Source organism: Pseudomonas sp. DF5, assembly GCF_058148225.1.
Map to the genome: position 1 here is coordinate 17,203 of NZ_JBYVYM010000028.1, position 12,959 is coordinate 30,161.

14 protein-coding genes are annotated in these 12,959 nt (G+C 60.3%); 4 read left to right on the forward strand and 10 right to left on the reverse strand.

Going from position 1 to position 12,959, the window contains the following annotated elements; translation table 11 throughout:
• Window positions 1-158: 158 nt before the first annotated feature.
• The 4 genes from AC30D7_RS22935 to AC30D7_RS22950 all read left to right on the forward strand — a co-directional run bounded on the left by AC30D7_RS22935 (window position 159) and on the right by AC30D7_RS22950 (window position 4,303).
• A complete protein-coding gene (locus AC30D7_RS22935; RefSeq protein WP_490135591.1) occupies window positions 159-941 on the forward strand; it encodes a sugar phosphate isomerase/epimerase family protein in 783 nt (260 codons plus the stop codon).
• Window positions 934-1,953: a sugar kinase gene (locus tag AC30D7_RS22940; RefSeq protein ID WP_490135592.1), complete on the forward strand. Its 1,020-nt coding sequence runs from the start codon at window positions 934-936 to the stop codon at window positions 1,951-1,953. Before AC30D7_RS22935 ends, AC30D7_RS22940 begins: the two co-directional genes overlap by 8 nt.
• Before the next feature lie 61 nt (window positions 1,954-2,014).
• Complete coding sequence (locus AC30D7_RS22945; protein WP_019578820.1) at window positions 2,015-3,313, forward strand: MFS transporter; 1,299 nt, start codon at window positions 2,015-2,017, stop codon at window positions 3,311-3,313.
• A gap of 12 nt (window positions 3,314-3,325) precedes the next feature.
• Window positions 3,326-4,303, forward strand: coding sequence for a 2-hydroxyacid dehydrogenase (locus AC30D7_RS22950; RefSeq protein WP_490135593.1), 978 nt, complete (start codon window positions 3,326-3,328; stop codon window positions 4,301-4,303).
• Window positions 4,304-4,398: 95 nt separating this feature from the next.
• Here the strand turns inward: AC30D7_RS22950 and AC30D7_RS22955 are convergent, their stop codons facing one another.
• The 10 genes from AC30D7_RS22955 to AC30D7_RS23000 form a co-directional block, all read right to left on the reverse strand.
• Window positions 4,399-5,583, reverse strand: a complete 1,185-nt coding sequence (locus tag AC30D7_RS22955; RefSeq protein ID WP_018929101.1) for a methionine adenosyltransferase — start codon at window positions 5,581-5,583, stop codon at window positions 4,399-4,401.
• A 108-nt stretch (window positions 5,584-5,691) separates the two neighbouring features.
• Window positions 5,692-6,576 carry a ribose-phosphate pyrophosphokinase gene (locus AC30D7_RS22960; protein ID WP_018929100.1) on the reverse strand — a complete coding sequence of 295 codons (885 nt, stop codon included), beginning with the start codon at window positions 6,574-6,576 and terminating at the stop codon, window positions 5,692-5,694.
• Window positions 6,573-8,090 carry a thymidine phosphorylase family protein gene (locus tag AC30D7_RS22965; protein ID WP_490135594.1) on the reverse strand — a complete coding sequence of 506 codons (1,518 nt, stop codon included), beginning with the start codon at window positions 8,088-8,090 and terminating at the stop codon, window positions 6,573-6,575. Before AC30D7_RS22965 ends, AC30D7_RS22960 begins: the two co-directional genes overlap by 4 nt.
• Window positions 8,091-8,200: 110 nt before the next feature.
• Window positions 8,201-8,530, reverse strand: a complete 330-nt coding sequence (locus AC30D7_RS22970) for a DUF2933 domain-containing protein (RefSeq protein WP_490135595.1) — start codon at window positions 8,528-8,530, stop codon at window positions 8,201-8,203.
• On the reverse strand, window positions 8,527-8,745 hold the full coding sequence (locus tag AC30D7_RS22975) for a hypothetical protein (RefSeq protein WP_018929097.1): 219 nt from the start codon (window positions 8,743-8,745) through the stop codon (window positions 8,527-8,529). The genes AC30D7_RS22970 and AC30D7_RS22975 overlap by 4 nt, the downstream gene beginning before the upstream one ends.
• Window positions 8,742-10,925, reverse strand: a complete 2,184-nt coding sequence (locus AC30D7_RS22980; protein ID WP_490135596.1) for a heavy metal translocating P-type ATPase — start codon at window positions 10,923-10,925, stop codon at window positions 8,742-8,744. The genes AC30D7_RS22975 and AC30D7_RS22980 overlap by 4 nt, the downstream gene beginning before the upstream one ends.
• Window positions 10,926-10,950: 25 nt before the next feature.
• Window positions 10,951-11,220, reverse strand: coding sequence for a DUF5676 family membrane protein (locus AC30D7_RS22985; RefSeq protein WP_018929095.1), 270 nt, complete (start codon window positions 11,218-11,220; stop codon window positions 10,951-10,953).
• Window positions 11,217-11,903, reverse strand: a complete 687-nt coding sequence (locus AC30D7_RS22990; RefSeq protein ID WP_490135597.1) for a methyltransferase family protein — start codon at window positions 11,901-11,903, stop codon at window positions 11,217-11,219. Before AC30D7_RS22990 ends, AC30D7_RS22985 begins: the two co-directional genes overlap by 4 nt.
• 97 nt (window positions 11,904-12,000) lie before the next feature.
• On the reverse strand, window positions 12,001-12,399 hold the full coding sequence (locus tag AC30D7_RS22995; RefSeq protein ID WP_490135598.1) for a hypothetical protein: 399 nt from the start codon (window positions 12,397-12,399) through the stop codon (window positions 12,001-12,003).
• A 104-nt stretch (window positions 12,400-12,503) separates the two neighbouring features.
• Complete coding sequence (locus AC30D7_RS23000; protein WP_490135599.1) at window positions 12,504-12,902, reverse strand: hypothetical protein; 399 nt, start codon at window positions 12,900-12,902, stop codon at window positions 12,504-12,506.
• Between the last annotated feature and the right edge of the window lie 57 nt (window positions 12,903-12,959).

Here is a 12,959-nt window from a genome sequence, read left to right on the forward strand (position 1 = left end):
CAAGCCTCGCTCCTACAGGGGGCGGGGGTGTACGTGAAATCAGCGACCACACAAATCCGTAGGAGCGAGGCTTGCCCGCGAAGAGGCCCGAAAGAACAACACATCACTCACTGATATTTTTTTGAACAAAAATGAAACCGGTTTCAGAGATGATAACAATGAATAAACCACCCGTTTCCATCAGCCTGTCCAGCTACGGTGCTGAACTCGTCCGCCAACGTGGCCAAGGCAGTTTCATCGAGATTTTGGCCACCGCCCATGCCACGCACATTGAATGGCGCGAAGAGTTGCTGACGGACGAAAACCCGCTGCAACTGGCCACCGACACCCAGTCCAAAGGCTTGGAATGCATCTATTCCTCGCCGATAGAGCTGTGGCTGGCGGGTCAGTCGAAAGCCAATCCCGAACTGATCACCACCCTGACGCGCGCCGAAACATTCGGCGCCAAATGGCTGAAGGTCTCCTTGGGTTACTTCACCAAAAAAAATGACCTTGAGACCCTCAGTCGCGTACTGGCCCGGAGCCCGGTACACCTGCTGGTGGAAAACGACCAGACCTTGCACGGCGGTCGCATCGAACCTTTCCAGCGCTTTTTCGCCGACGTTGAACAACATCAGCTGCCGATCAAAATGACCTTCGATATTGGCAACTGGCAATGGCAGGACCAGTCCGCCGCCAGCGCCGCGCGGCTGCTCGGTCGGCATGTCGGCTACGTGCACTGCAAAGCGGTGGCGCGCCGGGCTGACGGCAAACTGGTGGCGGTGCCGCCGGCCGCCAGCGACTTGCATCTGTGGGGACAACTGCTGCGGCACATGCCCCAAGGCGTGATGCGCGCGGCGGAATATCCGCTGCAGGGCGATGACCTGGTGCAACTGACCACCGAGCACGTCGCCACCCTCGCCCGCCTCGGCCAATCCCGCCTGGAGCCTGCGCATGTCTGAGATCGATATTCTGTCGTTCGGCGAAACCATGGCGATGTTCGTTGCCGAGCAGAACGGCGAACTGGCCGATGTCGGCCACTTCCACAAGCGCATTGCCGGGGCCGACAGCAACGTCGCCATTGGCCTGTCGCGACTGGGGTTTAACGTCACCTGGCTGAGCCGGGTGGGCGCTGACTCCCTCGGCAAGTTCGTCATCAATACGCTGGAGAAAGAAGGCCTGGACTGCAGCCATGTCGACATCGACCCGGCGCACCCCACCGGGTTTCAACTCAAATCCCGCACCGATGACGGCAGCGATCCGCTGGTCGAGTATTTCCGTCGCGGTTCGGCGGCCAGTCACTTGTCGGTACAGTCGATTTCCCCGTCGCTGCTCAACGCCCGGCACTTGCATGCCACCGGCATTCCTCCAGCGCTATCCGCGTCGGCCCGGGCAATGTCCTTCGAACTGATGACCGGCATGCGCGATGCCGGGCGCAGCGTGTCATTCGACCCCAACCTGCGTCCGAGCCTGTGGGCCAGCGAGCAGCAGATGATCACCGAGATCAACCGCCTCGCCGCCCTCGCCCATTGGGTGCTGCCGGGGTTGAGTGAAGGACGGTTGCTGACCGGTTTCGAAGACCCCGCTGACATCGCGGCGTTTTACCTCGACCTGGGCGCCGAAGCGGTGGCGATCAAGCTTGGCCCCCACGGCGCCTATTACCGCACGCATCAGGAAGAAGACTTCGTTGCAGGCGTACCCGTGGCAACAGTGGTCGATACGGTCGGTGCCGGTGACGGGTTTGCCGTCGGCCTGATCAGCGCCCTGCTGGAAAACCACGGCGTTGCCCAAGCCGTACAACGTGCCAACTGGATCGGCAGCCGCGCGGTGCAGAGCCGTGGGGATATGGAGGGGTTGCCCACCCGAGCCGAAATGTTCGTCGAATTTGAGGCCGCCATCGCGGGCAAGCCAGCTCCCACAGGGATCGGCGCAAATCCTGTGGGAGCGGGCTTGCCCGCGATGAGGCCCGCATAGTCACTGAAGATTTAAAACCGTTACCTGCTGCGACAAAAACAACAAGCTCAGGAGCATCACTATGAAAACCGCAACACTGGCCACCCGCCGCTGGTGGTACATCATGCCCATCGTGTTCATCACCTACAGCCTGGCGTATCTGGACCGCGCCAACTACGGGTTCGCCGCCGCCTCCGGGATGGCCAAGGACCTGATGATCACCCCGGGATTGTCTTCCCTGCTCGGCGCACTGTTCTTCCTCGGCTATTTCTTCTTCCAGATTCCAGGTGCGATCTACGCCCAGAAGCACAGCGTGAAAAAGCTGATTTTCGTCAGCCTGATTCTCTGGGGTGCCCTGGCGACCTTGACCGGGATCGTCTCCAACGCCTACTGGCTGATCGTCATTCGTTTCATGCTCGGAGTGGTCGAAGCTGCGGTGATGCCGGCGATGCTGGTGTACCTGTGCCACTGGTTCACCCGTGCCGAACGCTCACGCGCCAACACCTTCCTGATCCTCGGCAACCCGGTGACCATGCTCTGGATGTCGGTGGTCTCGGGTTACCTGATCCAGCATTTCAGCTGGCGCTGGATGTTCATCATCGAAGGCTTGCCGGCGGTGTTGTGGGCGTTTATCTGGTGGCGTCTGGCCGATGACCGTCCGGCTCAGGCCAAGTGGCTCAACGACCAGGAAAAGCAGGACCTGGAAAGTGCCTTGGCCGCCGAACAGGTCGGTATTAAAGCGGTGAAAAACTACGCCGAAGCTTTCCGCTCGCCGAAAGTCATCATCCTCGCCTTGCAGTTCTTCTGCTGGAGCATCGGCGTCTACGGTTTCGTACTGTGGTTACCGTCGATCCTCAAGGCCGGCGCGCAGATGGACATGATCGAAGCCGGCTGGCTGTCAGCGTTGCCCTACCTGGCGGCAGTGATCGGCATGCTGTTGGTGTCCTGGGGCTCGGACAAACTGCAAAAGCGCAAACGCTTCGTCTGGCCTCCGCTGCTGATCGCCTCGATTGCGTTCTACGGCTCCTACGCGCTGGGCGCGGAGCATTTCTGGTGGTCCTACACCCTGCTGGTGATTGCCGGTGCCTGCATGTACGCCCCGTACGGGCCGTTCTTCGCCATCGTTCCAGAAATCCTCCCGGCCAACGTGGCCGGTGGAGCCATGGCGTTGATCAACAGCATGGGCGCGCTCGGTTCGTTTGGCGGCTCTTATCTGGTCGGTTACCTGAACAGCTCCACCGGATCGCCCGGTGCGTCTTATCTGCTGATGAGCGGCGCGTTGCTGGTGTCGGTGGTGCTGACGATTTTCCTCAAGCCCGGCGCCAGTGACCGGGTCGTGGCCAAAGCCGCCGCGCCCCGGCCGGTGGCGGCTCATTCCTGAATGGATGTTGATATGAAAAAGCAGGTTGTGCTGTACAAGAAACTCTCGCCGCTGCTGATGGCTCGCTTGCATGAGCAGACCGAGGTGACGCTGATCGACAGCCTCGACGCCGAAGGCCTGGCCAAGCTGCGCCAGGCCCTGCCCCGCGCCCAAGGGTTGCTTGGCGCCAGTCTGAAACTCGATGCCGGGTTGCTGGACCTTGCACCGAACCTGGAAGCGATTGCCAGTGTGTCCGTCGGGGTCGACAACTACGACATCGACTACCTGACCGAACGGCGGATCCTGCTCAGCAACACCCCCGACGTGTTGACCGAGACCACCGCCGATACCGGCTTCGCGCTGATCCTGGCCACCGCCCGACGCGTGGTGGAACTGGCGAACATGGTTCGCGCCGGCCAGTGGAACCGCAACATTGGCCCGGCGCATTTCGGCAGCGATGTGCATGGCAAGACGCTGGGCATCATCGGCATGGGGCGGATTGGCGAGGCGTTGGCGCAACGTGGGCACTTTGGTTTTGGCATGCCGGTTCTGTATCACAGCCATTCGCCGAAACCGGCGGTGGAGCAGCGCTTCAATGCGCAATACCGCAGCCTGACCGAGTTGTTGCAGCAGGCCGATTTCATTTGCCTGACCTTGCCGCTGACCGCTGAAACCGAAAAGCTGATCGGCGCCAGGGAGTTCGCCTTGATGCGCCCGCAGAGCATCTTCATCAATATTTCACGGGGCAAGGTGGTGGACGAAGCGGCGTTGATCGAGGCGTTGCAGCAGAACCGGATTCGCGCTGCCGGGCTGGATGTGTTCGAGCGCGAACCGCTGCGCCATGACTCGCCGTTGTTGCAGTTGAACAATGTGGTGGCGACGCCGCATATCGGCTCGGCGACCCATGAGACGCGGGAGGCGATGGCGACTTGTGCGGTCGAAAATTTGTTGGCGGCGTTGACGGGTGAGCGGCCGGCTAACCTAGTGAATGGGCGAGCGTGGAAAGGCTGAAGCATTGGATCGGATGCGCCGAACTCAGTAGCCAGGTGCCTAAAAAGGTAGCTCAGTGATGTGTGACCGCTGAGCAACCCCGCTGACTTCTCTTATCAAAAAGCAGGCAGATCACCGCGGACCAAACGCGCAGTGGTTCGTTCGATGTCGGACAAATGGGCATACGCAAGGTTTTGCACTGCCTGGCGCATGGCCGCACTCAAAGGAGTGCGGCAGCCCAGTTCGACAGCAACCAGTGCCGGGCAGTCAACCGGCTGGCCGATACGCGACAACAGTTGCACCGTGGCCTCTTCCACGCCCGCGACTTCGGCGACGATAGCGCGTGCCATTTCCCACGCCAGTGCGTTGTAGAGCTTGCCGACATGGGAAACCGGGTTTTTCCCCGCCACCGCTTCAAGCGACATGCTGCGGCAAGGTGTGATCAGGCCGTTCATGCGGTTACCGCGCCCAACCTGGCCGTCGTCGCCCTGCTCTGCACTCAACCCGGTGACGGTCAGGTAAATCCCGTCCACGCCGATCGCGTTCGTATCGTCGAGCGTATTGACGGCTAGATCACAGGGGCTCGCCAGGGTCGCGCGTAAATGCTCCGTGATCGACTGCTTAATCGCGAAATACTCTGCCGCATGGTGAATCTCCCGATCGATGAGCGCCAACGCGACGGTAAATGTCATCCTGTCGCCAACCCGCGCCCCCATGACTTTATAGTCATCGCCCGCCGCCGGAAAACGCGCTTGAAACTCGGCCGAGTGCAACAGCGTCCCCAGTTGCAGCACCTGTTTTTCGAGGGGCGAGTACGGCGCGAACCCGATACCGAAGGAGGTGTCGTTGGCCAGCGCGTGAGACATACCGCGCACGAAAGCCTGCTGCAGATTGGGGCTGCCGCTACGTACCGCACATTCGATTGCGAACAACGCCGGATCGCAGCGCAGGTTCTCGGACAAATAGCGACGTGCGGATGCATGCACACTTTCGGCCAGCCCGGCGTCCGGCAAGGAACTGGCTCGGCCGCACAGGATCAGGCGCATCGGCGTCAGCACCTGTCCACCACCAAAGTGCGGCTGGCTCTCGCCGCCGATCAACAAGGCCTTGTCGACGTTGTAATGCTGAATGCGCCCATAGGCTTGCAGGTACGCGCGGTTGAGCGCCAGCGACACGGCTTCCGCGACACCATCGCACAGGCTGTCCGGATGGCCGATCCCCTTGTGTTCGCACATCTCGACCTCGCTCATCCGGTGCAAGCGTTCGCAGGCAGTAATGACGAACCGGGTCCTGTCGCTCATGTTCCTCTCCGCGTTATCTTCCGATCGATCGCTTCTACTCAGTACCTCGTGCACGACGGCGCTGTTTGCGATCAGCCCGTGAGTGCCCGTGATGAGTGAGTACGGAAGTCATGGCGCAAGCTCCTTGATGGCTTGTGCAAGCAGTGTCGACAGATCGATGGCGTTGCTGGCGTGCCGGATGCTATTGCTGGTGAAGACCTGAATGCCGGCCGCTTGCAGGTTGCGTTGGGCGTGTTCTGCATACACTCCGTGCACCGCCAAGGCCACCGGTGGGCGCATGCCTGCTCGTTGCAGGTGCCCGGCGGTTTCGAGCAGGGTATGCCCCGTCGAAATGATGTCGTCGATCAACACCGGGGTGTGTTCTCGCCAACGCTGGATATCGGGCACGGAGACCGCGACCTCCCGATCGCCGAGTCGCATTTTCTGCAACACGATGAATGGTGCTTTCGCCAGCCGGGCGACCTCCGATACCCATTGCTCGCTTTCGCTGTCCGGACCGATCAACAAAGGTCGGGCGATCTTGCCGGGGATCCAGGCTGCCAGGGCCGGCGCGGCATGTACGACTCGATGCGGTACCGGGTATAGGGTGCCTAGATCATGGATACGATGCAGGTGCGGATCCACCGTCACCAACCAGTCGATGTGCGGAGCCAACAGTGCAGCAAACAGACGCGCGCTGACAGCCTCACCCGGATGAAAACGCTGGTCCTGGCGCATATAGGCCAAGTAGGGAGCAACCAGGCCCACAGAGCGAGTGCCCATCTCGCGCAGGGTTTCCATAAGGAAGCACAGCGGTATGAACCGTTTGTCCGGGCAGTGCAGGCTGCACAAAATCACCGCGTCACGGCCCTGCACGTCGCTCAACACACGCACATAGCTTTCCTCGTCGGGAAACTGCCTCAATTGGCAGGCGGCGGGTTCCAGCCTCGCGGCCGCCGCCAGCCCGGTCTGTAAAGCCAGATTGCCGTCGAGACAAAACAGCAGGGGATTCATGGCGCATCCTCCTCGATGAAGAAGAGTTCCGGGTGCTGCTGTGCATACTCCAGCGCATAGGCCAGTTCGCCCGGGCTTTCGGCATGCACGGTATAGAGCGGCTGATCGGCCTCGACCCGTTCTCCGAGCGCCGTACCGAGTACCAGCCCGGCCGCGGGGGCCGCCGGTGCCCCGGCCAATTTTCCGATGCGCGACAGTATGCGGTTGTCGATGCGGCACACACGACCTTCACGGCCGGCCAGGACCGGGTGCCTATAGCGCGCCTGCGGCGGCTCTCGCAGTCCGCCCTGGGCGTTCGCGATGGCCTGGAATTTTCGCCAGGCACTACCGCTCGCCAAGGTAGTGGCGGCGAGCGCATAGCCACTATCGGCCGGCGCCTTGCCGGCCATTTCCAGTAACAGACCGGCGAGGTCGAGGGTACGCTCACGCAAGTCCGGCGGCGCCTGCGCATCGCCGCGCAGCACCGCCAGCACATCACGCGCTTCCAATGCCGGACCGATACCCCGCCCAACAGGGCCATCACCGTTCGAGACATGCACCTTGACGTTGAGGCCAAGCCGACCGCCGACCTCGACCAACAGCGTTTGCAGTTTTATCGCCGCCGGCAGATCGCGCACTTTCGCGGTGGCGCCGACCGGGATATCGATCAACACATGACTGGCACCGGCCGCCAGTTTCTTCGACAACACCGAGGCCACCAACTGGCCTTGGCTGTCCAAGTCCAGGGCTCGTTCGACCCGGATCATGACATCATCGGTCGGGCTCAGTTGCACGGCCGCGCCCCACACGACACAACCGTTTTCTTGCTCCACGACCTTGCGCATCGCCGGCAAATCGAGAGCGACCGGGGCCAGGGTCTCCATGGTATCGGCTGTACCCGCTGGCGAGGTAATGGCGCGGGAGGAAGTCTTGGGTATGCAAAGGCCGTTGGCCGCGACGATGGCCACCACGATGGGCGTGGTCCGATTCCCCGGCAGCCCACCGACGCAGTGCTTGTCCAGCACCGGTGACCGGTCCCAGTGCAGACGCTCGCCGGTTTCAACCATGGCTTCGGTCAGATAGCGGATCTCGGTGAGCGACAGTTGGTTGCCGGTACAGCCGGTTAGAAAGGCCGCCAGCTCCACATCGCTGAATCGGCCGGCATCGATGTCATTCACGATCGCGGTCAGCGCCTCCCGCGACAGCGCACTTCCATAGATCTTCCCGCGCACGGCGCTCATCGACTCTACCGGCGCCGGGTGACGCACGGCAACGCTTTCACCCTCCTGAGCACCGAGCAGCCGCCAGGCCGATTCCGATAGCCCAACCTCACCGCCGGCTATCCACCGTCCATCCACCACCATCAGCGTCGCGATGACGCGACGTGTGCCTTTGACCAGTTCGATACGTGACAAGGCGGAAAAACCTTCCGAGCGGCAGACGTGACAATCCCGCGGCATGAACGCCACCGGCTGCTGGTGGGTATCAATGCCGAGCCGGCGGACGCGTAACTCAAGCGCACTGCGTATCGGCATGAGCACGCTCCCTTCGGCGCCTTGGCGCAGCAAGTCGATTCGCTGAAGCAGCCAATGTCCAGGACTTGTTCACCATACTGCTGTCCTCCATGCAGTATATGGCACGGCGCTCATGGGGCTGGGCGTTGCGTCGCGTCGTCCGACTGACCGCCGGATTCGGGCGCATGGCCTGCGTGATCGTCGCGGTGCTGGTGGCCGCAGCAGCCACCGTGCGCGTCATGCTCACCGCGATTGGCCTGTTCGTGACCGCCATGCCCACCGTGTCCACGATGCATGAACAGATGCATGAGCGGACAGGCCAGCAACAGCAGGAATGGCAAGTAGGGAATGACGTGGGCCCGGTGCTCGGTCAACAGGAAGTACCCGGCGATGGCAAGAAAGCCGAGGAAGAACCCGTTGACACGGCCGGCGCTGCGATGGGGAACATAATGGCGTCTCATAACTGATTCCTCCTGTGGGGTTTACGACGGGCCTCGGCCATGTCCTTATCGAATTGGCGGACGCCGCGAAAAAGTTGCACCCCGACCAAGACCGGGCATAGCAGGAATATCGCTGCTATGGCCAACGATTTGCCCGTCAGCCCCAACAGGTAAATCGCCGTTGCAATACCCGCGATACTGACCAGAAGGCAGATAATCAAAACTTCGCGCTTCATGATGTGGCCTCCTGGCTTAAACCAACACGGGCACGTTTAAGCAGTGCGGAGTTGGCAACCACCGACAGGGAGCTGAGTGCCATGGCGGCGGCAGCGATGATGGGGTTAAGCACACCAAAGGCCGCGATTGGAATGCCGATACTGTTGTAGATGAATGCCCAGAACAGGTTTTGTTTAATCTTGACCATGGTTGCGCGCGACAGCTTGATCGCGGTCACCACGTCACGCACATCGTTCTTGAGCAGGATGATGCCGCCGGTTTCCTTGGCTACATCGGAACCCGAACCGATGGCGATGCCGATGTCTGCGGTGGCCAGGGCAGGCGCATCGTTGACACCGTCGCCAACCATGGCCACGACCTGCCCTTCGCTTTGCAATTGACGGATCACTGCGACCTTGTCGCTCGGTAAAACCTCGGCAATCACTCGCTCGATGCCCACCTGGCGTGCAACCGCTTCGGCAGTACGGTGGTTGTCACCGCTCAGCAGCACGACTTTGATGCCGCTGGCCTGCAACGCCGCAACGGCCTCGGCCGCTTCAGGTTTAATGGTATCGGCCACAGCAATCACACCGAGCAAACGGTCATCGACTCCGACCAGCATGGCGGTCTTGCCATCGGCTTCCAAACGGATGAGGTGCTCCTCGGCAGCCTCGGTCGAAATGCCTTGGCGGGCGAATAAACGCCGGTTGCCCAGCCAGAGGGTGCGATTGTCGACTCTGCCTTCGATACCGTGACCGGCGATCCCTTTGATGTCGCTCGCTTTCGGCAGGCTGATATCGCGATGCCGGGCGGCGCGCACAATCGCGGCACCAAGCGGATGTTCCGAACCGGACTCCACAGCAGCGGCGAGCATCAAAACCTCGTGTTCCGACGCTGCGCCTAGCGAAATCACATCGGTTACGTTGGGTTCGCCTCGGGTAATGGTGCCGGTTTTGTCGAACACCACCGTACTCAGTTTTTCTGCCCGCTCCAGCACTTCGCCGCCGCGAATCAGGATGCCGTTATCAGCCCCCTTGCCAACACCAACCATTAACGCGGCGGGCGTCGCCACGCCCAGGGCGCAGGGGCAGGAAATGATCAGCACCGCGATAAAGGCCAACAGCCCTTGCGGAAAACTCCCCGCAACAGACCAGCCGATCAGGGCCAGTATCGCGACTGTCACCACCGCCGGCACAAAGTAGCCCGTGACCTGATCGGCCAACCGCTGGATCTGTGCCGTGCTGGTCTGTGCTTCCTCAACCATCCTGATGATCTGCGCCAGTGCGGTATCGGCACCGATCCTGCTCGCCTTGAAAGTGAGCACCCCACTGCCATTGAGCGTGCCTCCGATCACCGGGCTGCCCGGGTGTTTGTCGACCGGCATCGACTCACCGGTCAGCATGGACTCATCCACCGTAGACTGACCTTCACTGACATCGCCATCGGTGGGGATTTTCTCGCCAGGCTTGACCACCAGAAACTCCCCGGCCATGACGTTTTCAGCGGGCAAGTCGACCTCTTGCCCGTCACGAATCACATGCGCAATCGCAGGCTTGAGATCAAGTAAGCGCCGCACCGCCGCCGAGGACTTTTTCTTGATGATCTCCTCCATGTACCTGCCAAGCAGTACGAAGGCGATGATGACCGCCGACACCTCGAAATAGACGTCGCGCTCGGCTACCTTGACCGGCAGGACATCCGGGAAGAACAACACCGCGACACTGTAGAAATAGGCGACCGATGTGCCGAGGGCGATCAGAAAATCCATGTTGATGCTACGGGTGCGAATGGCGTTCCACGCCCCCTTGTAAAAACTCCAGCCGCCGATGAACTGCACCGGTGTTACCAGCAGGAATAGCCAGATACCCCACGTGAACCAAGGGAGTGCCGGGATCGGCACCCAAGTCAGCAAGGTGGCACCCGCGGCCAGCGCGATGAAGGCGCCCGCACGCAGCAGCGCCAAGGCCAATACACCGGTCAAGGCGATAGTCACGCGGGTTTTCATCGCCTTCAGTTCATTTTCTGGCGACTCGAAGATGCGTACGCAACTATCGCTGCAAAAGTAATAGGTGCGCCCGCCACGTTCTCGTGACAACGCCATGGTCATATCAACCATCATCCCGCAGATCGGGTCTTTCGCCATTTTCCCTGATGCAAGCGCCTGCTGGTGTTGGCTGTGCTGCATGTGTGATTCGCTCATCACGGCCTCCTACTCGAAGCAGCTATCAAGGCCTGCCATGAAGCTTGGCGGACAGCCACGCAAACAAGGTACCGACCAACGCGCCCCATACACTCAAGACCAGCAGTGGTCCGACGAAAGTCGCCACACTGTAGTCTTGCGGAGCTTGAAGACGACTGAAGTCGAGTCCATGGAACAAGGCGCTGAGGAATGCAATACCCTGCGCCGGCCATAGCGCATAGAGCAACGCACAGATGGTGTAGGAAATGGCCATGGTCAGGGCCAGAGAAATGCCGGTTTTCCAGGGAGCGTTCATGATTGTTTTCCTGAGCCTGGAGGGCTACCAGTAGGAGTGTCGGGGCTGTGGGGGGCTGACCAGGGCAGGAATGCCGGAGTCTGTTCACAGTAAGTTCGGTAGGCATCACCGAAGTGCGCAAGCATCTCCTGCTCTTCTCGCTTCGCCAGCCTGGCGTAGACCAACAGGAGAATTGGAAACATGGCCAGGGTGATCAATGTCGGCCATTGCAACAAAAAGCCAAACATGATCAGCACGAAGCCAACGTACTGCGGGTGACGGATCCGTGAATACGGCCCGTCGAGCGCCAGTTGGCCAGTGCTTTGCGCCTTGTAGAGCACACGCCAGGCGGCCGCCAATAACCAGAAGCCACCAGCGATCAGCAGGTTGCTGACAATGTGGAATGGACCCCAGTGTGGATTGACCTTCCACCCCATCATTATTTCGAGCAAATGCCCAGCGTCGTGCGAAAGGAAGTCGATGCCAGGGAAGTGACGAGTGAGCCAGGGCATCAACAGGTAGATCGTCAGCGGGAAACCGTACATCTCGGTAAACAGAGCCACCAGGAACGCCGAGAACATACCGAAAGAGCGCCAATCGCGGCTCGTCCTGGGCCGGGTGAAACTGAAGGCAAACAGGATAAACACCAATGAGTTGATGATAACCAGCGACCAAAGACCGTAGGCCGATTCTGTATGGTTCATGGTGGGTGCTCCTCAACAACACACATCAGAGGGGTGCTGGCTGCATTCACCCCTCCAGCGCCAGAGCCATGTCATTTGCAGCAGCTCTACCGCACATTCACTTTTTCATCGGCATTTCCATCATGGACGACTGCTGCTCCATCATCTGCATCATCATGTCCATCATCCCTTTGCCTTCACTGTCCTTAGCTCCCATACAACCCATCGCACTCTGCTCCTTACTCATCATGGCCATGCTGTCCTGCATCGCTTTCATGCCTTCTTGCAAGGCGGACTGGCGCTCAGCCGGCGTTTCAGCCGCTACTGCTTTGTCATGTGCAGCCTGCATTTTCTGCATTTGCTCGGTCATGGCTTTGGTCATTGGCGTCGATGCCGGGGCGGTGCTCACGGTTGCGTCGGCTGGTGCGTCGGCCGGGTGATGCGCATCCTCGGCAGAAACCATGAATGCGCTGCTAGCCAAGAGGGCAGCCAGAACGAATTTAGAAGGCACTTGCATGATGAACTCCTGAGATTGTGACGGGATAAGCAGGAAAAACCGAGTCGCGAAAAAGCGACGCAGCAGGACAGAGCAACCAGTGCTCTGCCACTCTGAGGCAGGGGTTAATCGTTGAAACGGACGAAAGTAAGACGTACAGGGCTTTCGGGTGGCGCGGGACGTTTCAGTACAAGAGCGGCGAAGGAGGATTTTTGCTCAGGATCAAACACCATGATCAGGACTGCCGCCGTTAGCAGTAACAGGGCAGCCCAGTGGACAGGATTCGCTGCGGGCATCTGCAATGCAGGTTTTATCGCCGTGGCAGTGTCCTCACAGTTTTGAAGGCAACCATTGGCGTGGAGCGCATGACCCTCCAGCAGATGCTGTTCGACATTGTGTGGCGCGGCCAAATTGTGAATCGGCTGTACCAGACACCCCTGGATTGCCATCACGGTCACAGCAACCACCCATACGGCGAGGATCAGGCGCAGTAGGCGTTGGCGGTGCCGGCGGAACCAGGACATGAAGTACAACCTCGACTTGTTACGTCGTATTGATTTTCAGTCTAGCCAGCAAAGCAA

Bases quoted from the DNA above. Each gene is read 5' to 3' on its own strand.
- AC30D7_RS22935 (WP_490135591.1), top strand. From the start codon at position 159: ATGAATAAACCACCCGTTTCCATCAGCCTGTCCAGCTACGGTGCTGAA.
- AC30D7_RS22940 (WP_490135592.1), top strand. From the start codon at position 934: ATGTCTGAGATCGATATTCTGTCGTTCGGCGAAACCATGGCGATGTTC.
- AC30D7_RS22945 (WP_019578820.1), top strand. From the start codon at position 2,015: ATGAAAACCGCAACACTGGCCACCCGCCGCTGGTGGTACATCATGCCC.
- AC30D7_RS22950 (WP_490135593.1), top strand. From the start codon at position 3,326: ATGAAAAAGCAGGTTGTGCTGTACAAGAAACTCTCGCCGCTGCTGATG.
- AC30D7_RS22955 (WP_018929101.1), bottom strand. From the start codon at position 5,583: ATGAGCGACAGGACCCGGTTCGTCATTACTGCCTGCGAACGCTTGCAC.
- AC30D7_RS22960 (WP_018929100.1), bottom strand. From the start codon at position 6,576: ATGAATCCCCTGCTGTTTTGTCTCGACGGCAATCTGGCTTTACAGACC.
- AC30D7_RS22965 (WP_490135594.1), bottom strand. From the start codon at position 8,090: ATGCCGATACGCAGTGCGCTTGAGTTACGCGTCCGCCGGCTCGGCATT.
- AC30D7_RS22970 (WP_490135595.1), bottom strand. From the start codon at position 8,530: ATGAGACGCCATTATGTTCCCCATCGCAGCGCCGGCCGTGTCAACGGG.
- AC30D7_RS22975 (WP_018929097.1), bottom strand. From the start codon at position 8,745: ATGAAGCGCGAAGTTTTGATTATCTGCCTTCTGGTCAGTATCGCGGGT.
- AC30D7_RS22980 (WP_490135596.1), bottom strand. From the start codon at position 10,925: ATGAGCGAATCACACATGCAGCACAGCCAACACCAGCAGGCGCTTGCA.
- AC30D7_RS22985 (WP_018929095.1), bottom strand. From the start codon at position 11,220: ATGAACGCTCCCTGGAAAACCGGCATTTCTCTGGCCCTGACCATGGCC.
- AC30D7_RS22990 (WP_490135597.1), bottom strand. From the start codon at position 11,903: ATGAACCATACAGAATCGGCCTACGGTCTTTGGTCGCTGGTTATCATC.
- AC30D7_RS22995 (WP_490135598.1), bottom strand. From the start codon at position 12,399: ATGCAAGTGCCTTCTAAATTCGTTCTGGCTGCCCTCTTGGCTAGCAGC.
- AC30D7_RS23000 (WP_490135599.1), bottom strand. From the start codon at position 12,902: ATGTCCTGGTTCCGCCGGCACCGCCAACGCCTACTGCGCCTGATCCTC.